General features: G+C 47.4%; 15 protein-coding genes. 1 reads left to right on the top strand and 14 read right to left on the bottom strand.

All coding sequences use genetic code 11. The features are described from left to right. Positions 1-37 precede the first annotated feature (37 nt). The 14 genes from H6F90_RS10685 to H6F90_RS10750 form a co-directional block, all read right to left on the bottom strand. Positions 38-4,165 carry a hypothetical protein gene (locus tag H6F90_RS10685; RefSeq protein WP_190552465.1) on the bottom strand — a complete coding sequence of 1,376 codons (4,128 nt, stop codon included), beginning with the start codon at positions 4,163-4,165 and terminating at the stop codon, positions 38-40. A 4-nt stretch (positions 4,166-4,169) separates the two neighbouring features. Further along, positions 4,170-8,399, bottom strand: a complete 4,230-nt coding sequence (locus H6F90_RS10690) for a hypothetical protein (RefSeq protein WP_190552466.1) — start codon at positions 8,397-8,399, stop codon at positions 4,170-4,172. Positions 8,400-8,435: 36 nt separating this feature from the next. After that, a complete protein-coding gene (locus tag H6F90_RS10695; protein WP_190552467.1) occupies positions 8,436-10,754 on the bottom strand; it encodes a tail fiber domain-containing protein in 2,319 nt (772 codons plus the stop codon). 216 nt (positions 10,755-10,970) lie between these two features. Beyond that, a complete protein-coding gene (locus H6F90_RS10700; protein WP_190552468.1) occupies positions 10,971-14,924 on the bottom strand; it encodes a hypothetical protein in 3,954 nt (1,317 codons plus the stop codon). Further along, positions 14,921-15,337, bottom strand: a complete 417-nt coding sequence (locus H6F90_RS10705; protein ID WP_190552469.1) for a GPW/gp25 family protein — start codon at positions 15,335-15,337, stop codon at positions 14,921-14,923. The genes H6F90_RS10700 and H6F90_RS10705 overlap by 4 nt, the downstream gene beginning before the upstream one ends. 12 nt (positions 15,338-15,349) lie before the next feature. After that, a complete protein-coding gene (locus H6F90_RS10710) occupies positions 15,350-15,652 on the bottom strand; it encodes a PAAR domain-containing protein (RefSeq protein WP_190552470.1) in 303 nt (100 codons plus the stop codon). Between the two features lie 34 nt (positions 15,653-15,686). Beyond that, positions 15,687-17,462, bottom strand: coding sequence for a type VI secretion system tip protein VgrG (vgrG, locus tag H6F90_RS10715; RefSeq protein WP_190552471.1), 1,776 nt, complete (start codon positions 17,460-17,462; stop codon positions 15,687-15,689). A 21-nt stretch (positions 17,463-17,483) separates the two neighbouring features. Next, on the bottom strand, positions 17,484-18,194 hold the full coding sequence (locus H6F90_RS10720) for a LysM peptidoglycan-binding domain-containing protein (RefSeq protein WP_190552472.1): 711 nt from the start codon (positions 18,192-18,194) through the stop codon (positions 17,484-17,486). Between the two features lie 20 nt (positions 18,195-18,214). After that, entirely contained in the window at positions 18,215-18,391 is a 177-nt protein-coding gene (locus tag H6F90_RS10725; protein ID WP_190552473.1) for a DUF5908 family protein, read from the bottom strand. An 8-nt stretch (positions 18,392-18,399) separates the two neighbouring features. Then, the gene (locus H6F90_RS10730) at positions 18,400-18,876 is read right to left on the bottom strand and encodes a phage tail protein (RefSeq protein WP_190552474.1); all 477 of its coding nucleotides are present in this window, start codon (positions 18,874-18,876) and stop codon (positions 18,400-18,402) included. 75 nt (positions 18,877-18,951) lie between these two features. Next, positions 18,952-19,386: a phage tail protein gene (locus tag H6F90_RS10735; RefSeq protein WP_190552475.1), complete on the bottom strand. Its 435-nt coding sequence runs from the start codon at positions 19,384-19,386 to the stop codon at positions 18,952-18,954. A gap of 169 nt (positions 19,387-19,555) precedes the next feature. After that, the gene (locus tag H6F90_RS10740; protein ID WP_190552476.1) at positions 19,556-21,037 is read right to left on the bottom strand and encodes a phage tail sheath family protein; all 1,482 of its coding nucleotides are present in this window, start codon (positions 21,035-21,037) and stop codon (positions 19,556-19,558) included. Between the two features lie 17 nt (positions 21,038-21,054). Then, complete coding sequence (locus tag H6F90_RS10745; protein WP_190552477.1) at positions 21,055-22,371, bottom strand: hypothetical protein; 1,317 nt, start codon at positions 22,369-22,371, stop codon at positions 21,055-21,057. A gap of 29 nt (positions 22,372-22,400) precedes the next feature. Then, complete coding sequence (locus H6F90_RS10750) at positions 22,401-22,982, bottom strand: DUF4255 domain-containing protein (protein WP_190552478.1); 582 nt, start codon at positions 22,980-22,982, stop codon at positions 22,401-22,403. 380 nt (positions 22,983-23,362) lie between these two features. On the opposite strand from H6F90_RS10750, the gene H6F90_RS10755 reads away from it, so the two are divergent. Further along, entirely contained in the window at positions 23,363-24,700 is a 1,338-nt protein-coding gene (locus H6F90_RS10755) for an ATP-binding protein (RefSeq protein ID WP_190552479.1), read from the top strand. The last annotated feature ends 300 nt before the right edge of the window (positions 24,701-25,000 follow it).

Here is a 25,000-nt window from a genome sequence, read left to right on the forward strand (position 1 = left end):
ATCATGTGTTGTTGCAGAGCTAGGGCTAGGTGTTATCTCATCCAATAGGTCTGGTTAAAAGGTAGACTATCTTTTGCCACAATCCGGTTTTGGAGCTGTTTTCATCTGATGGACTAGCAGGAGAAACAGAACTCCTGGAATTAGGCGTAATAGATTTATGTAAAAAGGGTTCTGGGGAGGGAGCAGACATTCCATTGTCTGAGATAGGAAGCCTTGATGCTTCATTTTGTGCAGCACCATTACTAGAGCTAAGGGAGGGTTCCGAAGAAGACCAATTGGGTTGTGATAAGTCCCCCAGAAGCAGTTTTGCGGGAGCAACACTGGGTTGATGAAACGCTGTCAAGGGGGGAGCAGGCAAAGACGATTCCAGGAGAGAGAGTTTAGGGAAGGATAAATCGGGGGAAGGCGATTCGGGGGGAAGTAATTGAGGGGGAGGTGAACCGGATGCAAGCGATTTAGACAGAGTTGCTGGCGGAGTTTCTGTCGGAAAAGATGAATCAGGTATGGGTGAATCCAGGCGAGGGGAATCTAGTGGAGATGATTCAAGTAAAGAGGATTCCAGAAGTGAAGCCTCGGATACAGGAGAAACCTCAGATGCAGGAGCCTCGGATATAGGAGGAGCTTCGGATACAGGAGATTTGGGAGCAGGTGAGGGAGGAGCAGGTTTTAACCTGGATTTTATATCAATTTCGTTGCTTGAAGCTGACCGAGCAGAAGTTGCGGTGGGAAACGATACAACGATAGAGCTAGTCTGCTCTCCCCACTCCGGTTGCAGCTTGTATTCAACGATGAATTCTGTAATATCTGTTGCCACATTCTGGGGAACCAATGCCCAAGGATTTTGCTGGAACAAGTTGCCCAGGTTAACCTCCTGTGACCCCGACCTTGTGAAGGCTCGGAAGTTCCCGTCCTGGATATGGGTTGGGATCAGAGGCACGGGTAGACTTGCTCTGTCTAACTTCACACGAACCTCATTTCCCTGCGCATCTGGGCCACTCACAACGTCATTCAGCCTGAACTCTGCCAGCCGCTGGGCAATTACCGTAACAGTCTGAGTTCTAAACTGGTCGTCCCACTTGCCAGTAATCTCAATTTCAACCCGCTTAGCGATCGCCTGACTGAGTTGGCTGGGTAGAAAATAAAACTTGCCCGCCTGCTCTTGAACCCCGTCTCCCTCCACAATGCCATAGTCTGGGAAAAGTGTAATCTCAGCTCTGGCATCAGCTGCAATAAAGCTAGTTTTTTCAATTGAGAGCTTCAGCGCATACACCGTAATGATTTGGGTTCTAGTGTGGTCACCCCATCTGCCGATGATGGGAATGGTAATCCGCTTGTTGATCGGGTGCGTGAGTTGACTGGGAACAAAGTAGAATTTATCCCCTTCCTTTCTAACCCCTTCACCTTCTACAGTTCCGTCTTCTGGGGAAAGTGTGATTTCAGTTTTGTCTTCATCTTCAATAAAGGTAGTCTTTGCAATGGATAGGTACAGAGCATTCACCGTAATGGTTTGTGTCCTACTGTAGCCGTCCCAGGTTCCAGTGATGACAATATCAGCCCACCGATTGATATTACCCTTCAGTTTTTTGGGTATGAAATAATATTGATCTCCCTGCTTTTCAACCCCTCTACCCTGAACACTTCCACCTTTCGGAAAAAGTATGATTTCGGCTTGTTCATCCTCTTCCGTAAAGGTACTTCTGCCATCGCCAATAGACAGAGTAAAAGCATTGACAGTAACTTCTATTTCCCTATTGCGCTTGTCCCAGTTCCCAATAATTTTAATTGTCTTTTGGTTATTTTTTATCTTCCCTTTTAGTTGGGTGGGCTGGAAATAGAATTTACCCGATCGCTCTACAACACCCTCTCCCTCTATAATTCCGTCTTCTGGGAAAAGGGTGATCTCAGATTCCTCATCTTCTTCGGTAAAAGTGGGCTTTTCATCAGTGGAATCTGGTTTTTCAATGGATAGGATTAGAGCATTTACAGTGATGGTCTGTGTTCTAGTATGGTTGCCCCACTTCCCTACAATGTCGATCTTTTCCTGCTTATCTCCTATCTTCCCTTTGAGTTGGCTGGGGTAGAAATAGTATTGACTTCCTTCCTTCTGCACCCCCCTGACACCCTCTACAGTTCCGTCTTCTGGGAAAAGCGCGATTTCAACTTTGTCATCATCTTCAGTAAAGATAGTTTTGCCATCGTCAATGGTTAAGGTAAGAGCATTTACAGTAATTGTCTGTGTTCTAGTATGGTTGCCCCACCTCCCAGTGATGACAATCTCCTGCTGTCTATCTTTGATCTTGCCTTTCAGTTGGCTGGGCTGGAAATAGAATTTTCCCTCTTCCTGGACAACCCCCTCACCCATAACAATCCCATAGCTCGGAAGCAGCGTGATTTCTACCGGGTCATCTTCCTCAGTCAAGGTGGTTTTGGCAATGGATAGGGTGAGCGATGGCGGTGCTAGAAGTTCCAGGGTGCGCGGTTCTATAGGGTAAGGCAGGGAAAAATCAGCCAAGATGACATCGCTGTTTTCCTGCTCAACATACACCAGGATGAAGGTGGCACCTTTGGGAACGCCCCCCAGATGTTCTAGTCCGGGGTAGGACTGGGCGAAGTGATAGAAGAGGTGTTCCTGCTTCGTGTTCTCCGCAGTTATTGCAGAACCATCGAGTTTCAGACAAAGGACATCAAACGCCAGGTTATAGTTCTGCTGGATGGTGTCAATCTGGGCCAGGGCATCGCGGCACGATCGCCCCACATGCCCCTCAATCCGATAAAGCCCGTATGCATCTAATGATGAAATGAGATGGTTGGTCTTAGAAAAGTAGGCGGGTTGGTTTTGAGCTGTACCGTTGAGCGAGGCATCGTAGTTCCAGTAGGATGATAAATTATCGTACTTTAGATAATAGGGAATGGCTTGCTGACTGAGAGGGCGGGAGCGATCGCCACTGGGGATAATCTTAATGGCGTTATCTTGGCTAGATGGCACCTGAAAATTATTAGCATCAGACAGGTACAATAAGCGGGAGAACAGATACCGGATGCGATTGATCTGAGGTTGGGTTGCTATATCTTCGAGCTGCCGCTGAACAAAGTGCTGACGGTAGAGGTCAGAGGTAGACAAGCCCTGAAGTTGCCCCTGATCTAGATTGATTTGTCCTAACAGGAGATGGGGTCGCCCCGCAATACTAGTAGCAGACGGTGTATTGGACTTGATCTCGGGAGAGGATGGGCGATCGCCCGTTAGCTCTGATATTGCATCAATCAGTTCTCGATGAGCAGCAGCAATCTGGTTCAGATAATCATAGAAATATTGAATGCCTGTTTGAGCATTTAGTGTGTCTGATTTCTGCTCAAGTTCACTTCTCAGTTTCGGTATGTCCAGATCTCGAGAACTGACCTGATCAGAGAGTGCGGGAATTATTCTAATCCGGTTGACTATTGCTTGAAGTGACGTGTCCAGGGTAGCGATCGCGTCTTTACAGCAGGCTAAATAATTGGCACTAAAATTATCTTTAGTTGCAATGGCAGGAAGCCGAACAATATCATTATTATCTTTCTTTTGATATCCAAATCGGCAAAGTACCGGAGCCGTCAGCCCAGAAGTGGCGATCGTAGACGGGCTGGTAGATATTTCAATATCTCCATTGGGCAATAGAAAGAATCGCGGATAGAACTGTCGGTCTTTGCCCATCTCGGTATAGCTGAGGAGTGGGGACGTACGATCAATGTCTTCATAGGCCCAAATCACGGCTAAAACAGATTTTTTCAGGATTTCGGCCATATTTGTATCAAACTGGTCTATTAGTTTGAAATTGTCACTCCTATCTTTCTCAGACGCAAAGAGTTCAATTGGCTTCTGCTCCTGTAGGTCATCAGCTTTGTAGTATGTTAGCGGGATGGTTTTGTCTAGAACAATAAGCTGTCCGTCCGTGGCAATGCCAACCCCTGCAGAAATAGAAATTGTCGTTTTTGTATCAGTGGCAGGCTTAGCCTTACTAACAGAAACAATCATTCCCTGAGCAATACCCTGACCAATGAGTTGACTTTGAGTCAGATGAGATTGATTATCCCAATAATCCACAATTGCATTCAAATCTTCACTATCCAGAACCTGATTGGGTATGAAGATTGGATAGCTTTTGTCATTGGTAATGGGATTATTCATAGTCCTACTCATACATGCTGCCTAAAGGAGTTTGATTTAAGATGATCGGATTTTGGATCAAGCCAGGGGTTGCAGGTCCATCCAGCGTTGCAACCGGATACACACTTTGAAGCTCAGACAAAACTTGTAGCAGATCATTACGAGCCTGAGCCTGTCCACAGTCTTGATCCTCACAGTTCATCAGGGACAGTTGATTTATCCAGGCGCGATAGGCTTGTTCAAACCGCTGCATTGAGCGCAAACTCACCCACGCAATTTTAAGGGCGACATGGGCGGGGGCTTCTGCTCTTAATGTACTTTCTACAAACTGCCGAAAACTCCGATCTTGAAAACGCCGTGGCCATGCTGGAAGGATGACACTAACCCAGAAGGAATAAGGATCTAAGGGTAGGGGGAATGCAGCAGTGGTTTCCTGCTCATCACCTCGCCTAGGCATCATGGGTATCGGGAGCATCGACAAACCATTGTAAGTTTGGAACATGTCGGTTTGGCGTGGACGCAGCAGAATATGTTCGATCGCATACAGCCCTTCGCCGTTGATTGAATCTCTCAATACCTGAATGGCTTGCGATCGCTCGCTAGCACTTTTGAAGACGGTGGGATATCTCGCCAGGGTTGAACGCTGGTCCATGCCAGAAAGGGCAAAGGTGTGGTCACCTGTTTGTGTTCCCTGAGGGGTGGAGTTGAACGGTTCCTGTGGATCAATCAGGCGGATGCTGTCATCGCTTTCTACGAGCCTGATCAGCATACTGCCGTGTTCCCAGGCATTGTCCTCTGCCCACTGGGCTGGCTCCGCGTCAAGGATAATCAGGGTAAATCGTACTTCTTCCCCCCATTGCCGTTGCAGGGGCCGCACGGGTTTCTCCTCAGACAGAGGGAATTTGGCCGATCGCAGCCGTTCTAATGCTCGATTTCCCCAGGCTCTAGCCTCACGAGCAGTGGGATATAGAGCCAAACTATTAAACTGCCAGGGCTGTGCCTTGGAAGGATGGGATGGGACGCAGCAAAAGCGATAACCGCTGGTTCTCTTACCCTGTTCGTTGCCAACATTAACCTGAACAATTTCCAAGTTAATGACGCGATCGCTCCGCATTAAATGATCCTGAATAGAGGCTTGCAAAGCGTCCCACTCTACACCAGCCAGATGCCAGGTCGTGGTTTCAGATGGAGAATCGCTATCTATTGTCTGACCTGTTTCACCAAAACAAAACAAGCCAGCAAGTTCAGCGGTAAACCGATGAATTTCCTGGAGCGGCAGCGTTTTTCCATTATCTAATCTAAGCTCCCCAATATAGCTAGGCGCGACTTGCTGAATCGCAATGTTGAGACTGGTGGTGTCTTGCAGGTCTTCAATCTTCTCATCTCGCTCTCTAGCACTGCCAAAGCCAAGAGCACTATCCATATCCGCCAGGATGGCTACTTGATCATCGACAACAGCAAATCCATAGGTGGTTAGCTTTCCATCAATTAAAACTGTTGGCTCGACATCATTCAGAGCGATACTAATCGGATGGTAAAACGACTTGAATAGAATTTGCCCCAGGGTTTTGACTGCCGCATCCTGGGCCGCATCGCGGTATTTATAGCGCTGGGCACTGCGAAATTGAGGGCCGATGGGTGAGAGTTTAAGGAGAAAGCCAATATCCTGCGCAGTTCCGTTTAATTCGATGATATCGTCCAGCAGGGGGCGGATCGCGCTGGTCCAAACCTTCTCAATGTCCTCTGACGGAAGCATTGGCAGTGCTTCGAGTTCAAGGGAGGTTGAGTCGCCGGGTTCAAGAAAGCGATACACCAGGAGTGTGTTTTGAGGCGTTGCGTCCAGATTTATCAGAAGCTTTGACTGAAGAGCCTGGAGATAAGCTGATATTGATTCATTTGACCGCAAATCCGGGGATAGCCTATCTCGTAGCTGGTCAAACATGACTTGTCTGATCTGTTGTACCAGTGGAGTCAGGGCTGCATTCCGGGCTATATCTGTTGGATAGGAGTGGTCGTAGAGTGCAAGACTGGTGCAGTCATTATCGATGACTTCCCACCCATAATAAGCACTGCGGTAAATCAATCGTTGGAAGCGGGAGGAGTTGCGGATACACTCCAAAATCTGCGTCAGGGCGTTTTGAGCTGCTTCCAGGGTGGGGTAGGTTTGTCGAACCAGCAGGGGGCGATCGCTGTCCCTGTCTCTTCTCCCATCCCATCCCAGACAAATCCTGAAGTGTCCAGGTTGATAAGCCACATTATATCGAACCAGCGTTTGTTCCGTAGAGCCTGTCTTGATTCCCAGCAATCGGGCAATGCGCTGCTCCAGCCCAGAAGTGTAGCACCTGTGCTGCGTATTCTGACAGGAAACGTTGGCAGCTCGAAAGCGATCGCGGCTCAATTGCGGATAGTCTTGCAAAAATTTAGCTTTGTCCTGAATAACGCGGGTTATAGAGTCGGCATTCGAGAGCCCACCGTTCAGCCGATAATTCAGTAACACATAGTCTGTGAAGGATTCTGCAAACCGCGCCAATATATGATCGAGAAAACGATTCCGTCGTTCTAAAGCCGTGTTTTCGTCTTCGATCTTCTCCTCTAGAAACGCGAGAAACGGTTGCCTGGTTTGTTCATCCCAGTCTTCCGGTAATTTAAAAGACTCTGCGCTGGTTTCATCGTTGGGAAGCTCTGCTAAAGCCAAAATCTTCTCTGCCCCTGGAAAGTCCAACACCTGGGTAAAGGAAGTGCGATTCCCATCGTTCTGTCCCTTCCAGGAAATCTGTTCCTTCCAGGAAAATAGATCTCGGACATGAGACAGTTGCTTTAGATAATTGGCAAGCATCTGGTCAAAAAAGACCAGATATCCCTTTAACTGTTTGGCTTGTGCTTTGCGAAGCGATGAGGCTGTCTCAGGTAAACCGTCTTCGCTGATGCCGTAGGTGAGTGGAAAGTCGTGATGGATGGAATAGTGTGTGGCGAGATCAGGGTAATGGGTGCCATGAGGAATGGACAGATCGAGATCGGATTCGTTACGGTAAGCTTTCAACGAAGCGAACTTCTTCTGCTGATAGTGTCGTTTCACTTTTTCCTGATCAATGGGTGCGGGCAGTCCCCCTTTCAGCAATGCTAGATTATACTGTTCAAGCTCCAGGACAGGGCGGAAGTTGACAGCCAGATTGAGTGACCAGGATTGTTCCGGTGATTGTGCTAAACCATTGATGTAGCTCTGAATGCTGAGTTTTTTAACTGCCTTAACACCGGGAACGTCCAGGATAATCCGATACAGGTCAGAGGTATGAATTTGGGTGGGCAGCGTGAGATCTTCCAGTTCTTCGGTATCAATGAACCCGTGGTTTTCTGTGTTTTGGCGGGCATCGTGGGCATCGTGGTGGGCGATCGCTGCGGGCCGTCCAGCAAAGATCTCGGCTGGATTTTTGCCGCGATCGAGTAGCTCTTGCAGGCTATGGAACTGAATGGAGGGAGCCAAAAACCCCTGGACTTGAATGAATATTTCCACCAACACATCATTGGCATCGATGCTGCTGTCCAGTTCAATTTCACCCCGCAAGGCAATGGCTTCCTCCCCCAGAACAATGAGTTCATGGAAGTCTTCACAGAGATTGCGATAACGGTTTAGAGCAGCCTTCACCTCGTTTAAAATACCGCTCAAGGGTTGATAAGGTTGACCGCAGGCATCAAAATAGATAGGGGGCTCTAGGTCAAGGAGAACGGTATAGAGTCCCTGCAACCAGGGCCCACTCTGAGAGTTCTGGGCTCCTTCAGCCTCCGGTAAGGCTTGCGGTTTCTCCCCGTCAGTCCCTTGGGGTGGTGGTTCCAACCGAACCTCCCACTGCTTTTGCGGTGAAAACACCAGATGGTAGTTCTCATAGGGTTTGATCCAGGCGTTGCGAACTCCCTTGATGTTGAGCAGGCACTTCCGCAAATCTAGCTCTGTAACCGGATTGCAGGTCAGAATTTGATCTGGAGTAAAGAAGTTATCTTCTTCTTGTGAAACCTGAGCTGGAGCTTTTGCCAGTAAGTCCTGGATGTCCAGGTTATTGCGATAGCCCAACTCTGTAACGGCGTAACACAGGACTTCTAAAATCGTTACGCCAGGATCATGCAGGTTATAGTCTGTCCACAATTTCCCCGACATTTGCTGCAAATGTGCAATGCCGATCGCTCGCAGCTTCTCAAAATCGAGATACTCCGGAAATACTGGGTTTTGTTTGGAAATGCTGGGGTATTCTGGCACAGACATAAGCGGATTACAAGGAGCAACTAAAGGGGAGAGTGGCTAGAAGAACAAGTAATTCAGAAGCGCGATCGCCCAGCTACCGACTAGAAGAATCACTAGCAAAGCAATGCGATTTGCCAAGAGTCGAGTAAAGTCTTGGAGCCGCCGAAGTTCAAGTTGATGTTGACGGTCAAGCTCTTGGATGGATTGAATTAACACAGGCACCAGATTGGTATAAGCAACGGATTGAGTCCCGTCATTGGCAGTTCTAACGACCTCAGGAAAAAGGCGTTCCACCTCATGGGCAAGCAACCCGATCTGTTGATGGCTGCTCTGATAACTGTCCTCCGGATTTTTAGTTGACTCTGACCCTGGCTTTGATGACTCTGAATCTGACGGCTCTGACTTTGGCAGGTTGGCAGCATCTGAAGGTGAAATTTCTGCATCCTGGTTCCACTCAAAGGTAATGGGGCGCAGATGTTGCAGTCTAGACAATGCAGAGTTGAGTGGTTTCACGTTGTGGATCTGGTCTGCATTGGTGTCTTGATAAACCGCCATTGTTTGCACAATGCCCTGAACATCAATTTCATAATCTCGGGGCACACAACCAATCCCTACCCGTCCATTGCCCTCTGGGGAAATATTGATTAGAACTCGTCCAGCATTAATGTCGAAGGGATTAGGCGGTTCTTTGGCTTTTGGAAGGGGGGCTTTGAACTGAAAACCACTTGGGGTATCTGTAAACAAAATGGCATGGGTTGCCCCTGTTCCCAGCGTCAAGTTTTGCTCAGGCTCTCGATTGCGAATCACCATCGCTGGATAGGTTTGCGGTATCGAGTGGGGTGACTGATCTGGACTGAATAAAAATGTCCCAAACCCCTTGCAACTGGTGATTTCGAGGCGAGTTAAAGGTGTTTCAGTGCCAATGCCAATGTAGCCGTTGGGTTGAATTGCCAGATGAGTTTTTCCTGGAGGCAGGAGGGTTTGCAAAAGAGTTGCATCTCGCGGAGCAGTTTCAGCCTCACTTTCTAAAGGAGTAAGAGGAGTTTGGAAAACAAATCCATGCTCAGCATTACTAATCCAACCTGAAACCCGATCGCCCAGTGCAGTGGCCAAAACGAGCGACGACTGAGCGGCTCGATGTTGCAGCAGGGCGATCGCAGGCACCGCATTTCCTTCCTGCTCTGGCAATAACTGCACCTGCGCTTGCTCTTTCTGACTGTGAATGTCGAGGCGGGCAATGGGGTTGGCAGTGCCAATGCCAATTTGAGGACGATGCAGGCTGGAACTTAGCCGCAATTTCATTAGCAGGTCACTGCTGAGTGGGGGTTCCTCGGTAGTGTCTGCTCTCTGATAGAACTCAAACCCCTGCTTCGTATTGCTCTCCAGCACGGTTTCTTGCAGTTCTACGCGCAGCGATGCAAAAATCTGTTGTTCCTCAGTGTTGGGGCGCAAGAGGCGCAAGGTGGGGGCAGCGGCGTCATCTGGCAGGAAGTACAGGTGCCCCCGATCGACATCGGTAATGTCTAGTACCGCCGCAGGTTGATCAACATTTAGCCCCAGACAAGCCAGATTGGGGGAAGCCTCTTTTTTAATAAAGCGAGGCTGCACGACCATCATCACCGTTCCTGTCGTGGGGTCAAGGTTGAACGCATTAGTTTCCTGCAATTCCTGCTTACCCTGACGGAAGACAAAGCCGTTAGCAGCATTACCACACAAGGACACTTCCGTCAGAGATAGCCCTGTGGTGAAATAGCTGAATCGCTCAGACTGATACAGCGGCGGTTGAGGGATAGTACCACTCCTATACTCCTGGCTGTCATCGTTCTTTTTAATCTCACCATCGTAGTGCAGCAGGGTTGTCTGGGTCTGGGTTGCTCCCTGAGGAAACAGCAACCACCTCCCTTCCCCTTTCCCAGTTGAGGAAGGTGGCGCAGGTGAAACCGTTGCTGTTGCGGAAGAGTCCTTAGAATCCTTGTCGGGTGACTGTGGAGGGGGAGTCGCTTCATTCGCCGGATGACCGATTTTGCGGACATCGAGACGGGCTTGAGGGTAATTTCTCTCATCACTGCGATCGCCCGGTTCGCTGCCAATACCGATTCCTACCCGGTCGAAAACCTTAGCCCACATCACTCCTTTTTCGGGTAACGCCACCCAATCTCCGTCATCAGGGAACGGCATCCAGTGCTCTGGTCTTTCCGGTGGGGGCTTATCACCACAGATACACCGATCGGCCCACATCATCCAAAAATTACAGCTTTCGATGATTGTTTTGTTATCTCCTTTCTTCTCCTGAAAGTAGAACACTACATCACCTGTACAATAAGTTTTCCCTTTTTCCCATTTGCCGTGAAACTTATCTTCAAACTTATTCAACATTGAATTGATTAAGATTTCAAAATCGGATGCTGATAAATATTTATCATTTTGAAACCGAGTTTTAAGGCTTTTACGATCGCTTAAGTTCATGGTATTCTCACCTGACTATTCATGCAGTATCTATATAGTTTTTGAATGGTTTATCGTTTAGATATCAATGGGGTGTTCAGCAGATATCCAAATGCTCCTCTACTTATTTCAATATTTTTGTTCTAGCTAACCTTGTAATTTGATTCGAGGGCTATAACCTAATTTATTCTCTTTCTCATTCGTATTGGGTTTCGATGTTGATTCGGGTATATCCTCAATCACATGCCTGAATGGTTCCCTGGCAAAGGGTGGCACTGAAACCAGAATGGATTGAGGAGTGCTGACAGTTGCCTTAAGAACTGATTTTTTCTGGTCTGTTGCCTTAAGAGCTGATTTTTTCTGGTCTTGTTGTCGCTGATAGAGTTGAAAGTCCACCACATAACTCACATAGGGACGCTCCTCTACAAAGTTAAGAATGGATGAGAGATAGATTTCGCCGCCAAAGTGAACCTCCGTTCCACCGTCCAGCGTCCAGGGAGACAGAAAGCCAATGATGTCAGATTCTAGTTGCCGCTGATAAAAAGAAAAATCGCTCTGGAATGGGGCCTTGAATTGAACCTTAAAGGCAACACTGATTTCCTCGTAATGAGGATTGATCACATGAATATTGGCCCAGGGTGAACTAAGCGCCTTGAGGTACTGCTTAATCTCAGCGAGCAAATTGATATTGACCTTGGGCTTCAGGTCGTTGATACTACGCCGCTGCGACAGGGTGGGAATGACCGCCAGGGTAATGTGTCCAGGGGCAATTTCCCGGTAGTCTTCTGGGGTCGTCATCTGCCCGTGGTTAATACACCGCACTTTGTAAATTTCTGGGAAGCGATCGAGCACCAAACGCTCGTAGTCAAAGATGGTGACGGCTCTGCCTTTGTGGTGCAGGTGTTCGCTGACTCGCGTGTAGAATTGAGCGGGTTGCTCCTTCACTTTGCCGCCAAAGGACGGAAAGGGTTGACGGACTTGATTGATCTCCGGTTGGGGATTTGCCAATTTGGTGAGGCTTTCGGCAGGTAAGGGCTTGGACAGATGATTGGGGTCGTTTCCCTCATCTACGAAGGTGATTTCGGCTGCCTGAGCTTGAATGCTGAGCATCTGGCAAATTGCTTGACTCCTGCTTTCAACGCTGGCTTTAATCCAATGCAACGCCGGATTCAAGATAGTGGTGCTGGCGTTGCTGATATCGGCTGCGATCGCCAGTTTGACAATGCCAGAGCGAATAAGCCCGTTGGAGGTGTCTTTGAGAATTAGATACGCATCAAACTTTTTCCAGGTGTTGTCTATGAGGTAGTGCCACGTCACAACTGCCCTTTCTAGATCTGTGTTGGCAGTTTCTTCGACTACTTCAAACAACAGCGATAGGGAAGTGGATGGCTCCAAATTCTGTAGCCCGATCAGCAATTCCCCCTCATGGTCAAACTGAGGCAGGAAACGGATGGACTCAGCGGACGACGGTTGCAGTGTTAGGGACGCAAACCCGTCAAAGGGATAGAGATGAAAAAGCTGACAGTCTTCATGGGTGGCAGTTGCTGTATAGTCAATCTGCAAGGACTTAATCACCGGAGTGTAGGGTTCTCCCGGAAGGATCGGCGCATCATTCACTCCTGCTTGATTATACGTTTCTGCTTTAAAGATTTCTTTTGTTGTTTCCTTCTCATAGTAAGCTCCTATTACAGATCGCCGCTTGTCTCCTGACAGAGTCTCCTGGGTGGCTGTTGCTAAAACCTGGCGAGCTAAAACGGTGGGATAGTCAGTATGGAGGAAGTCATCACCTGTGAGTTGAAATCGTAGAAAACCATACTGGCTCTGATAACTCCACGGCTCCAACTCAGCTCCCTCCAATGGATCTTTCACAGGGCGATCGAGCTGTAGAGCTGATAAGTTTGGTTCTTTTAAATCAATGCTGTATTTTGGGCTGCTAGTTCCTGGCTGATTCTGGGTGAACAGATTGTATTCTGCTGATGTAGTAGGATGCCACTGCCTTTCCCGTAGAGCATGAATCGTAAGACAGCCTGGATTAAATGATTTAATAGAATTACCTGTGTCAATTGAATTGCCTGCAATGCCGTCTGTGACTTCATAGGTGACGCCATAGGCAGCGTAAATTTTGCTCCAGTTAATCGTGTCTCTTTCGTAGGGAGGGTCTGTTTCCAGATCAAACGCTAATTTAAGTTGCGTCAGACATTTTTGAAATACTTCCTGGCTGCCAATATAAAAGCTTGTGCCTACTTTCGGTTGAATCCCAAACGGCAGAAATGGTTTGGTGGCATCCAGAGTGGTGAAATCATTTTGGAGAAGTAGGGTGCGAACGCCATCGACACTGACGGTAATGTCAATTTTTCCCAAGGTTGCCTGACACAAATAGTGATAAGCCGATAAGGCCGGCTCCAGAATAGATGACTCAGGGGGTTGAGTGTGCTGATCATCAGCATCATCGTGATGGTGCAATATCAGCCGAGCAGCGGGGCGGTTTGTGGCTAATTTTCCACCAGGGAGGTCAGGGTGGTAAGGCACTACAGGCGCAGTACCCACAGGTAGGTGAACCTGAATCGTCAGTGTGTATGCTGTATCGGATTTGGCATCGAGCTTCACACTTCCGGGAGCGATCGCGCCATCAATCCACCCTGTTGTCCCGCTGAATTCCACGCGAAGTTCTTTGATCAGTTGCTCCCTAATAGCTGATTGATCTGGCTTGGATGGGAAGTTCAGCGTGATTATGAAAGTGATGGTGCGATCGCCCTCTTGGAGCAGGAGAATATTGGATGCGATCGCGAGACCAACCTCAACTGCTGGACGGTTTTCATTACCAAAGGGGAACCACGCCTGGATCGTCTGATCACTGGGAAACTTTCCGCCCTTGCCATCAAAAGAGTTTGCCACCGGAGAGGCATGTAGCCCTAAAATCTCCTGGTCTGAACTGTCCTTTGAGCTATCCTTCGATGCCCCTTGCTGAGGTTGGCTGTGCCGGAAGAGCCCTTTAAGCTCCACTACCTGTGCCGTGCTCACCACAATCTCATCATTCAGGGTATAGAACAGATCAACTCCTGTTGCATCGGTTCCGGCGGTGAAACGAGTTTGGGAATCTAGCTTATAGGTGGGCTGGAATTTTGCGAGTTCCAGAATGACGTGAGTTTTATCAGGTTGGGCAGGTCGTTCTGAAAGACGCAGCACCTCACGGTAAAAGAAATCGAGGTGGCGCTGCGTCATTCGATTCAAATCCATTCGGGCGGGTTTCAACACATGCCAGAATGCAACGTAGAGTGCCAGGTGAGGTGAGAGACTTTGGTCAACGGTCAGGCTTTGAGGCAAGGCGTCTGAAGCCAGCTGAATGACGCGCGAATAGGTTTGATATAACGGTTGAAAAATGCTGTTGAGTTCAGCTTGCGCTTGTTCGCGATTGGTCACAAGCTGGCGTAAATCCTGAAAAGATGGGAGATCATCCGACTGGGGAGGGTGGTAACTGGGTGCTTGACTCAACACCTCTATGTCAAATGACTGGGCAAATTTTGTGTAGTAGTTCTTATACCGATCGAGCGTGTTTTTTTGGCTAGAGGGATGCTGAATGAATAGCCCCTTCTCGATCTGAGCAATGCGTCTAGCCGGTTGGAGCAGGTTGGTCGAGACATTGGTATGCAAAACTGCTTTCAGGGATGTTCCGTCTGTCAGCCCCTCATTCCAGCTATGTAAGGTACACAAGATTTCAGCGTAAATGTCTAAAATCTTCTCTACGGAGTCGAGTCGTGGTTCAGCGGCAAGCAGGGCAGCGGTAGGTGCGATCGCCCACTGGGCTAAAAACCCTTTAAGCGCCTGGTTATACTGATTCTGAACGATTTCTGGGCGTGTTTTATTAATCAGCGCCAGTCGAACAGGCGTGCTGCGCTCAAAAAAGGCACGCCAGCTGCCATACATCTGATCTTGCTCATCGTAATAGATAACCCGCTGGCTCAGTTCATAGGCAAAGACCAAAAAATCCGCCAAATCTGTTTCATCGACCTGAACAAAATCCGGGGATAGAGCTGCCATCTGGCGTTGCTGCTGAGCTATCCCATCTCGGATCAGTGGATTTTTTGACTCGCGAGTATTCATGTCAAGCCTGCGCCTTCCTGAAGGTAAAAGGGATAAACCAAACTGAACCGCGAGTTAGTACTGAGCACTGTAAACTCAACCAGAATATTGACGACTCCCTCCAATTGCTCATTTAGATACAACTGCAAAGCATCAAGACGGATGCGGGGTTCGTTGTAGAGGATGGCTGTTCGGATTAACTCTTTGATATGACTGCTGACGGTGGGGTTCAGGGGTTCAAACATCAGATCGGACAAGTTACAGCCATAGGTCGGTTGCATGACCCGTTCTCCGATACTGGTCGAGAGCAAGATAATGAGGCTTTCGCGAATATCGTCTATGGCACTTACCAGATCAACCTGACGAGCCGCTTTATTAAAATTGGGTGGGAAACTCCAACCAGTTCCTAAATAGGCGTTGTTGTCATCAATCATCTCAACATCCTCTTAACCTCCAATCAGAACAGTGAATTCCCCCAGCACAATGGAACCGCCGTGAGCAGTTGTATCCCCCAAGCGGGCGGCAGGTTTGCCACCAATCGTCACCGTGGTGGAGCCCAGGACAATACTGTCGGGTGGTCCCACGCAGGTGCAGCTATCGCCAAAGACAGCAGCAGGCATGCCCTTAATCAAGACCGTGGGTATCCCAGGTCCGATAATGGGGCCACCAACATGGGGAATTGGCGGTGTCCCCGGTGTTTGCATCGGGCAGGTGTGCATATCGTTAATTCGAGCAGCAGGTTTCCCCATGAGTTTCTACCGACTTAGAGAACAGTCAAGAGAGCTAATTGATTTGGACAAGGGAACCTTTTAGCACCGCGATCGCACTGGTTGAGACTTCCGCCCCAGCATTTCCCTGCGCTTTGAACTGACTCTGAGCATTTACTTTGACATTCATTCCTTCCAGGCTGGCATCCTGAACTGCTTTGAGCGTGAGTTTCCCCGTGGCTTCTAGCACAATATCCTTGGGACTTTTCAAACTGATACCTTTATCGTCTAGTGTCACTGTATTGGTGTGTTGATCGGTCAGGGTAATCCCCTTCTCTTTATCTGATATCACCACCTTGTTTCCTCCTGGCGTTTCCAGCGTCATGACCTTGTTCTCATCGTCAAAGAGAACTTTCATCCCAGAACGGGTGATAAACCCCTTTTCATGGTTCGGGTCAATGGGCTGCAAAGGGGCTGGGTTTTTGCTGCTGTTGAGCATCCCCAAAATGACGGGATGACGCGGATCATCATTGATGAAACCCAACAGCACTTCGTCCCCAATTTCCGGGCGAAAAAATGTCCCTCGATTATTGCCTGCATCCAGCGTGGCGACTCTGGCCCAAATGCTAGTGTCCGCCTTGTCATTAATAATGGGTGACTTGACCAAAACCCGGAATTCCTTGGTTGGGTCGTCCTGAAGCTGCACTGCAACGCCAATTTGCAGCCCGCTTACCCCTGGCAATAATCCCGATGCAGGGCTTTCAACGATGCCCTCCTCCCGATAGAACCATTGGGGATTGAGTCCAACTTGCAGATGCGTCTGCCAGGCTCCTCCCACTAACTCGTGGCGCACACCCGATACATACGCCAGTCCGTTGAAACGGCTTCCCATGCCTGCGAGCTCGATCAATGCATCAGGTTTTGCAGCCCGATATCCTTTCGTTTTAATCCGTCCCTGAATCTTACTTAATCGGCTCTTTAGCATCTGGGCATCAGCCCACTCCTGCAATTCCTGGATATTGACAAATCCCCCATGCCGAAGTTCTAGCTCTTTCACCCTCGTGACCTGTGCTAGTTTTTTACCAGACAGGTTTCCCTGAGAGTTCACCGTGGGTTCTTTGCCATTGACTTCCAGTAATGTCTGGTCAGCACAGCTCCAGGATTTCGCGTTGACTGCCTGGTATTGGTAGCGGGCATCCATTTCCGTTTCAATTTCTAGGATGTTCGCACCGTAGGTGAGCGTAATCAGGGGTGAGCCACTGGTCGTTGGGGTTTGCACTTGAATGATCCCGTCTTTAACGAGGACAACTTGCCCATTCATTTCTGCCCTAGACAGGATAAAGTCCCAGTCGGTTGAGTAATACTGCACAATTTCTTGGTGCTTTACACGGGTTGCTTCCAGTTTCGGGGAAATGCCGCTGTGGTCTTTGATAATGGTGGCGATCGCCTCACTATCTTTCACATCTTTGAAGTGGCGACTTCGACGGCTAATCGTTAAACCGACAGCCCGATCCTTACAGTCCACAGTCAGCATAGAATCCCCATTCGGAGCTAACTTTAAACCGTGTTTAATTACAACTCCCCGAAATACAGTTTGATCGTTGCCATCGTAACCCAGCGCGATTTCCAATTCCTTACCAGGAATGAGATCGTCGCTATCACTGGCGGCAAAGGTTTCATCTGCTGCTGATCCATCCCTCAATATGATTCGGGCAGAGGGGATGCGATTTACCTCCCGATTGACCGACAGCGACAACACTGCGTACCGATTTGTGATATCTTTACCATCGGAAAGTAAAGTAAATGTCGCAACATCATAGACTGAATTCTGAGGAATAATACGACTGGTCATAGGGCAAAGGGGTAAAGCAATTTATAATGTGGTTTTATCGATGGGGGGGAATCGTAAATTAGTATTGGTCTTCAATCCTCGGAAATTGATCAAACCATTTGCTTTGGCAACCTGTAGATAGTAAGACTGGTCGCCATAAATACGCTGGGTTATCAATGGCAAATTCTCACCGGCTCGAACCGTGCGGACATGGGTCACATCGGGAGATTTTTTTCCCTCCTCTTTTATTCGTAGTTCCTCTTCGATATATTCGAGAAACTTTGCATTCAGTTTGGCACGGAGCGGTTTACCATCCGGTGCGAACAACGTGTAGTCGATGGTGAGATTGATTAGGACACAATTAAAACAACTCTTCAATTTGCCAAAAGATCCATTCCCCCACAGCAGTCGTAAGAAGTTAGGTTTGTGGGTATCACTATTCATCACATAAGCTAGCTTCAGAAATGCTTCTACTTGTTTAGCTACGTCTTTGTGGAAGGTGTTCGCAGCTCCTTTCACGGGAACCACGCCTGTACCATCCAAGGTGAATTCGAGTGACAATTCTTCTGGTTTTGTAACCTTGAAATCTGGATCGGTGCCCGCAGCTCCAACTGCTTGCTGTCTCTCGTAGGAAACTTTAAACGCTTGAGAGAACTTGACCGGATTGATGGGTAACTCAAACGTGCCTAAGTGTTGCTTGTAGTTCTTATCTTTAAAGGCACGGATCTCAACTTTAGTTAGTTCACCGGTCATGGCAGCCTCAAAATACAGTGTTAACGCTCTGCTCGAGCTTGCAAAATAGACAACACCTGATCAATACAGGTGGCAATGATCACAGCTTGATCTACCTCACTCAAGCTTCCGTTTCCCTCCCCCCTATCCTCACGATTAAGAGCGGAATCGCTAGACACAATCGTCCGAATCACCAGTTCTCTAATTTCCAGGGGCATTGTTTTGCCTACTTCATTGTTTCAAAATAGTGGTAGTTCAATTCCAAAGATTCGATCGCCACGGATGATTTTTCGGCATCAAAATCTGAAACTGACCACTTGCGGGGCCAGGCATTGATGACTTTCCAGCTCATCAAGGGTTCAACCTGATCGGGTGGCTTAGAACTATCAGTTCGTTTGACATGTAACAGATTCACTAACAAATCCATCGGTTGAATATCAAAGTTAAGAATGGCATCGGAACACCATTTCACCAATTGAGAATCCTTGACTAGTCCACGCTTCAAAGTTAGGGGAGTATATTTCGCATGGATGGGCAGAATATGTTCAAACCGATTCTCTCCGCCTTCAACCAAAGACTCCGTTTGAAGCTCGACCGTCAAGCCTGAAACGCTCTGAAACCGGGTTTCTGCCTCAATCTTGTCTAAGTTTCGCCCCAAAAGCTTCACGTCAAAGAAGAAACTGACTGGAGGATAGGTACGCATAACTTAAGTTGTTGCAAAATCTGAATCTAGCTCAAGATGAAATTGGTTTGTCCCAACCTGAGCCGAACGTTGGTATTACTTGTACTCGACCATTAGCCCTTCGTGGGCAATCTCAATCGTTTCGATCGCCGTTTCGTTACCATCACTCTTTAGGTCAGTTGATTGTACTTTGGTAGGCCATGCTGCTTTAATCTTCCACACCACAACAGGTTCATGTTTCTCATTGAGTAAGCTGATGGTGACATCGCGCCGGGTGATGGTGTTGAGGGCAACCGTGTTCCACCATGAGACAAAATCGCTATCGCCCTTGAATGTACCTCGTTTCATGGTGATGTTACCGAACTTTTGCCGTCCAGGCATTTTGAGAGACTGGTATTCCTTCATATCGCCTTCGCGGTATTCGATCACTTCTGTCTCAATGTCTAATCCAGAGACTTCCGTAAATCCTAGGCGTTTACCGCCCCAATCAACTTGGAAGTGAAACTTAGGTAAAGGATACGTGTCAGCCATAACGTTTGAAGAGTTTAATTGAAGTGGTTAATGAATTGTTAGTGAATTGAGTCAGTGAATCTAATTGAAAAGTTTTAGCAATCTTGGCCCTACAAAGAGTTGGTCTAATCATGAATAAGTCAACCATCCATCCCCATGTAGGGACATAGTGTAAGGGGATCGCCTCTAGTTAGCTCTCTTGCATCTTGTGGGAGAACTTGAGAATAATGAATTCTGCAGGACGCACAACCGCCATGCCAATTTCAACAATCATCCGTCCTTCCAAAATATCTAGAGCTGTCATCGTTTCGTTCAGCCCAATTTTGACGTAAAAAGCCTGATCAGGCTTGGCTCCAGCTAACGCTCCTGCTCGCCATTGCAGAATCAAAAAGTTCTCAATCATTGCCTTCACCTTTGTCCAGGTGTTGGCATCGTTGGGTTCAAAGACAAACTGTTCAGATGCCTTCTTAATCGATTCCTCTGCCATGTTGAAAAAGCGCCGCACCGGAATATAGCGCCACTCATTGTCATTACCCGCCAGCGTACGTGCCCCCCAGATCAACGTCCCTTTGCCCGTGAATGCTCGAATGGCGTTGATCGATTTTCCTGATGTATCCAGGTTGAGGTTTTCCTGCTCCTCACTGCTGATTTTAATCGTCGGACCAATAACGGAAATCAGGCTAACGTTGGCTGGGGCTTTCCAAACACCGCGAGTGCTATCCACAGATGCATAGACTCCAACCACCAGTGGAGCTGCAGGCAATACAACCGGGAGATTAGTAACGGCGCCTTTCACTAGGGGATAGAACTCACCATATTGAGTGTCAGGAGTTTCTTTTGGATTAATCTCCTTCATTTTCTTGTCAGTTGGCTGTCCGCTTGGATCTATGACATTTTTCCCATTCTCGTTTTTTAGAGCTGGTAAAGTGACTGTTACGTTTTCTTCGTTATAGGCATAACTAAAAACACTAGCAAGGCGAGGACCGTAAGCTGCACCGTATTTCAGGTTATTAATACCAATCCCACTGCTCCGGAAGGTTGTTGCAGCCTCGAATATGCTACGTTCAGTTTCAAGATCAGCGTCCAGCACGACAAAGCGATCTTGTAGCTTAGCACACTGCGCTAATGCCGCATCATATAGAGATTGAAACTGAGCCGTTTTGAGGGATAGGCTCTCTGGAAACACAATCAGGGTAACTTCATCTTCTTTCTCAATGGCATCTAAACCAGCTTTTAATTCCTCCGGATTGACGTCTGCAGGAGAGCTTGTCTTACCTACGGACACGATGTAGCAAGGCCCACCTCCATTAGCGAAATAGCCTTGCAGGGAATAGTACATGTTGTGAGGTGAAGGATTAATAATTTTCGCAGGCACCTCAGGCTTGGTTGCATCAACAGTAATACCCGTTTCGTTCTCAGCACAAGAAAGAGCCTTATTTCCTTTTCCATCGCTAATTATGGAACAAAAGAATTGTTCGTATTCCAGTAAAGATGTAATTCGAACAGGAACAGGTGAACTATTGGGATCGGCATGATAGTCTATGCCTCCGATGACAGCCTGTTTCGTATAGCCGATAAAGGCAGGAATGGCAGTTTCGACTTCAGCAATCGAAGGGGGAAACTTGGAAATTTCCTCAATGTATACACCGGGGGTTTTGTAAGTGCTGGCCATAGGTGTGCCTTATTAGGTTATAGATAGGTGTCGGAGAAGATGGCTGTGACCGTTCGACTGCCATCGGGAGTCGATTCAATCAGAGGTTTGATCATGGATACGTCGGGAGCGGGCAACGGTTTTTCATTACCGTCCCTGAGGAAACATCTGGGTTGGTGACAGAGTCCAATGGGGTGTTTGGTGGCATAGGTTTGGGCATCAATGATCTGCAAGTAGGGGGGGAGTTGGTCAGCTGTAAATTTGTGGGGGCGATTGCAGCGATAACGCCAGCGGGTTGCCCGATTTTTGAAGTGAATGCGGTAGGTTTTTGGGCGGAGGTGAAGACTATCCTTTCGCTCCTCCAGCAATTGGAAGGCAGGCAGGACAACGCGGGGTGAGAGGGAAATCTCGATCAGTGCCAAGGCATCTCGTCCTGCCATAGGGTCAAACAGCACAAACTCATCCAGGCGATTCCCATCGAGTTGGAGTTGGTAATAACCAGGCTGTTGTCCGGTAAAATTCAAGTTGACGGGTAGGGGTGTACTCGCTGGATGATGCTTGGGTACCTGAACAGCTGGTGCAACGGTTTCACGCCCATTCAGGTTAACCAACGAAAATTGCAAGTCAGTACCAGGTGTTGCTTGTGGCAGGATGGTTTTGTACAACCAGCCTTGACGGAGTATAACATCGCTGACTGAGACGTACTGGCTATAGGGCAGTGACATCCATTCTCCTAATGTGGAAGCAGGAGAAGCATGATTGACAGCAGGACCGTTACCGTTATCCAATCTTGCACTATTGATTAACTGCGGACTTTCACTGGTAGTAGACTGATGTCGAATGGCTTCCAGTGTCATGAGTTCTGTTCCATTCTGGTAGGACACAAGCTGCCCCAAGGAGTATGTTGCTCCTTCCTCATAGGATGGTAGTGGGCGGGTCAGAAACAAGCGATCGCCCACGTGATTGCCAGATCGATTCGAGAAGTAGTAAATGTGATTGCTGGGGGTATCCAGGGGTAAGTTCGTGTAATTGGCAAAGTTACGGTCACGCACAACCAGCCAGAACGCTAACCGCAGCTCAGTATCAATGGGCACAACTGATTCTAGTTCAACATCATCGCGGAGAGATGGTTGATCACGAGTATCAATTTGAGCTAACACAATCGCGCCATACGGCTGGGCACGAATGAGCCAGCGCAAATTTCGCAGCACACTCTGGCATTCCTGTGTAGGGATAAGTGCGATCGCCTCCGCGACATCAAATCCGATAGGTAACGCATCTACTTCCTTGACCGAATTGAGGTAGTAATCATGCCAAATTTCCAGCCTGAAAATGGGCTTGAATGCGAGTTTCATGACTAGACGTACCTAAACAACTGATCGAGTTATCGATAGACCTGCTCCGTAATAGATTCACCCTCAGCCTGAGTTTTTTGAGCATCTAGGGTGACAAGGCGAGCACGATACATCACAAATGGAACTTGCTTCCCTCCCAATACACCCCACAACTGATTCATTTGATCAAAAGTAAGACTATAAAGATCAGGTACTACCCGAACATCTCTGGAAACACCAGATGCACTAGGAATTGTAGTGAATGAAAGCTCCTTCTTCCACTGAAAAAACTCAATTACCCTAGCTAATCGCTTCAATGCTGTGTCGTATTGGTCAGTATGAAGAATAGAGAAAAGAATAAATAAATTGAGGCTGACTGGAGGATTGTGATAGATTATACGACCATTCTCAGTACGATAATGGGCGGCATTTTTCAGTGTGGCCTCCTCCTGTATATTTATAAGACTCATAACAACACGTTCATTTAAACCACTGCGTGCACCTCCCAGCTCTTCTGCCATTGAAATATTATCCAAGATGACAATATCTTGGTTCAGATCTACTGGCTGCTCCACGTCTCGGATGTAGCTTTGCAACGCAATTTGAATCAGCTTCAATGCATCAAAAATCATAGAGCTAGGTTGTTCCCCAGAAGATAGATTTATTGGTTTTTATCCATTTCATCCCCCTATGGGTAGAGAGCTTAACTCTTTCCCAGAAAATTATCAATAGATATCACCCAAGCGAATGTTAAATAAATTCCGAACAAAAATTTTGAAATCTGGGTGCCTTATGTATGAATGGTTAAGAGGGGTTCTCATATTTGTGAACTTTTAGGATGATTTATTAAGTAGAGAATGGTAATCGCTTCTGGCTCAACACCTATATGGCAACCTATCGCATCAATTATCTAGGACTGTTATATTTCAAAATAATTTTCCAGAAAATTTACAATTGCAATTGCCTGTAGGACAGTACGTCTTAAACGGTAGATCTCTAAAATGAATTCAACATGGTTGTTGTTCAAGCTCTTCAGAATGCCCTTCAATATTTAGCACAGGTTATTCAGTGGCGACTAACATCCTGTTTTTCAACCACATCTTCCTCAGATGAATCCTTACCGCAACCACCAACTACTTGGTTGGCGTCAGAATCAACCCTGTTCCGTTTTATCGAGACCCATCAACTTGATATTTTTGAGCAATTAACTCTGTTCATTGCCCTGGCTCCTCATTTACAGCCTAACTTTTTTGATCAGGTGATCACAGCGCAGCTACCCGAAGCAGGTGATTACCCACAAATCGGTGGATGGCGTGGTTCTTCCCATCGAGGATTTCTGCCCACAGGAGACACAGTGCTATTCATCCTGAGCGGGGAAGATTTAAGCGATCGCCTCTGTTTTCAGAAATTGTTCAGTCCAACTCATCGTGTTTTTGGGCAAAAACACGTCCTCTACCTCCACACTCCAGCAGAGGGAGAACCCTTAACAAGTGGTCATTTAGTCCTAGCCCAGGACTACGTCAATTTATTCATTTATGGACAAATGCTGTCTCCCCAACTCACAACCCAGTTTCCGGCACAGCGCATCACTACAGAAGTGGAATGGGAGGATTTGGTATTGAATGCACAAACGTTGCAGCAGATCCATGACCTCGAAACCTGGATTGTCCACAGTCCAACGCTACTGCATAAATGGGGGATGCATCGTAAGCTAAAACCAGGCTATCGAGCACTCTTTTATGGGCTCCCCGGTACTGGTAAAACGCTAACAGCCAGTCTCCTCGGAAAATACACCAAGAAAGAGGTCTACAAAGTTGATATTTCAATGGTGGTTTCAAAGTTTATTGGGGAAACAGAAAAGAATTTAGCCAGTTTGTTTGCCAAAGCCGAAAGTAAAGAATGGATACTGTTTTTTGATGAAGCAGATGCCTTATTTGGTAAGCGGACAAATGTTCGAGATGCTCACGATAAGTACGCGAACCAAGAAGTCAGCTACTTACTACAGCGGATTGAAGTCTATGATGGGCTTGTCATTCTTGCTTCTAATCTAAAAAGTAACATTGATGATGCTTTTATGCGTCGATTTCAGTCTGTTATTTACTTTCCTATGCCGGATGCCAAAGCACGATTACTGTTGTGGCAACGATCATTTCCGCAGCAGGTAGCCTTGGAAGACACAATTGATCTTATCGAGCTAGCAGATCAATATGAACTATCAGGAGCTGACATCATAAATGTTGTACAGTACTGTTGTCTGCAGGCTCTAAAGCATGGGGATAGACTAATTCGTTATAATGATATCCTTTGTTCTATCAAGCGAGAGTTCAGCAAGACTGGGAAATTATCGTAGTGATTTAGATGTAATGATCAGGTTCAAGGCATTGCCCGTCAAGTGTTGTTATCCCTTAAAGAATTAATTCTACATTTAAAGAAATCTCTTAGTTGAAATGCTTTGAGGACCTATCAGTAGTGCATCAAATAATAGTGGGATAGCTCAGATCTTGCACCAAGGCTTAAAAGGTGGCAGAAAGGGCGTAAAACTAATAGACCGCAAGAACAATGGACATTCTTGCCCACGCCCAAGAACTAATCTATCACTTGCTCGATGGGATGCCGACTCCCTACCAACGTCAAAGCCTGCAAGCTTTGC

Origin of the sequence: Trichocoleus sp. FACHB-591 (assembly GCF_014695845.1) — a bacterium.
Taxonomy (GTDB): domain Bacteria; phylum Cyanobacteriota; class Cyanobacteriia; order FACHB-46; family FACHB-46; genus Trichocoleus.

Coding starts and splice junctions, on each gene's coding strand:
- H6F90_RS10745 (WP_190552477.1), bottom strand. CDS start 22,371: ATGAAACTCGCATTCAAGCCCATTTTCAGGCTGGAAATTTGGCATGAT.
- H6F90_RS10690 (WP_190552466.1), bottom strand. CDS start 8,399: ATGTCTGTGCCAGAATACCCCAGCATTTCCAAACAAAACCCAGTATTT.
- H6F90_RS10685 (WP_190552465.1), bottom strand. CDS start 4,165: ATGAATAATCCCATTACCAATGACAAAAGCTATCCAATCTTCATACCC.
- vgrG (WP_190552471.1), bottom strand. CDS start 17,462: ATGACCAGTCGTATTATTCCTCAGAATTCAGTCTATGATGTTGCGACA.
- H6F90_RS10750 (WP_190552478.1), bottom strand. CDS start 22,982: ATGATTTTTGATGCATTGAAGCTGATTCAAATTGCGTTGCAAAGCTAC.
- H6F90_RS10740 (WP_190552476.1), bottom strand. CDS start 21,037: ATGGCCAGCACTTACAAAACCCCCGGTGTATACATTGAGGAAATTTCC.
- H6F90_RS10710 (WP_190552470.1), bottom strand. CDS start 15,652: ATGGGGAAACCTGCTGCTCGAATTAACGATATGCACACCTGCCCGATG.
- H6F90_RS10735 (WP_190552475.1), bottom strand. CDS start 19,386: ATGGCTGACACGTATCCTTTACCTAAGTTTCACTTCCAAGTTGATTGG.
- H6F90_RS10705 (WP_190552469.1), bottom strand. CDS start 15,337: ATGATTGATGACAACAACGCCTATTTAGGAACTGGTTGGAGTTTCCCA.
- H6F90_RS10725 (WP_190552473.1), bottom strand. CDS start 18,391: ATGCCCCTGGAAATTAGAGAACTGGTGATTCGGACGATTGTGTCTAGC.
- H6F90_RS10755 (WP_190552479.1), top strand. CDS start 23,363: ATGGTTGTTGTTCAAGCTCTTCAGAATGCCCTTCAATATTTAGCACAG.
- H6F90_RS10695 (WP_190552467.1), bottom strand. CDS start 10,754: ATGTTGAATAAGTTTGAAGATAAGTTTCACGGCAAATGGGAAAAAGGG.
- H6F90_RS10700 (WP_190552468.1), bottom strand. CDS start 14,924: ATGAATACTCGCGAGTCAAAAAATCCACTGATCCGAGATGGGATAGCT.
- H6F90_RS10720 (WP_190552472.1), bottom strand. CDS start 18,194: ATGACCGGTGAACTAACTAAAGTTGAGATCCGTGCCTTTAAAGATAAG.
- H6F90_RS10730 (WP_190552474.1), bottom strand. CDS start 18,876: ATGCGTACCTATCCTCCAGTCAGTTTCTTCTTTGACGTGAAGCTTTTG.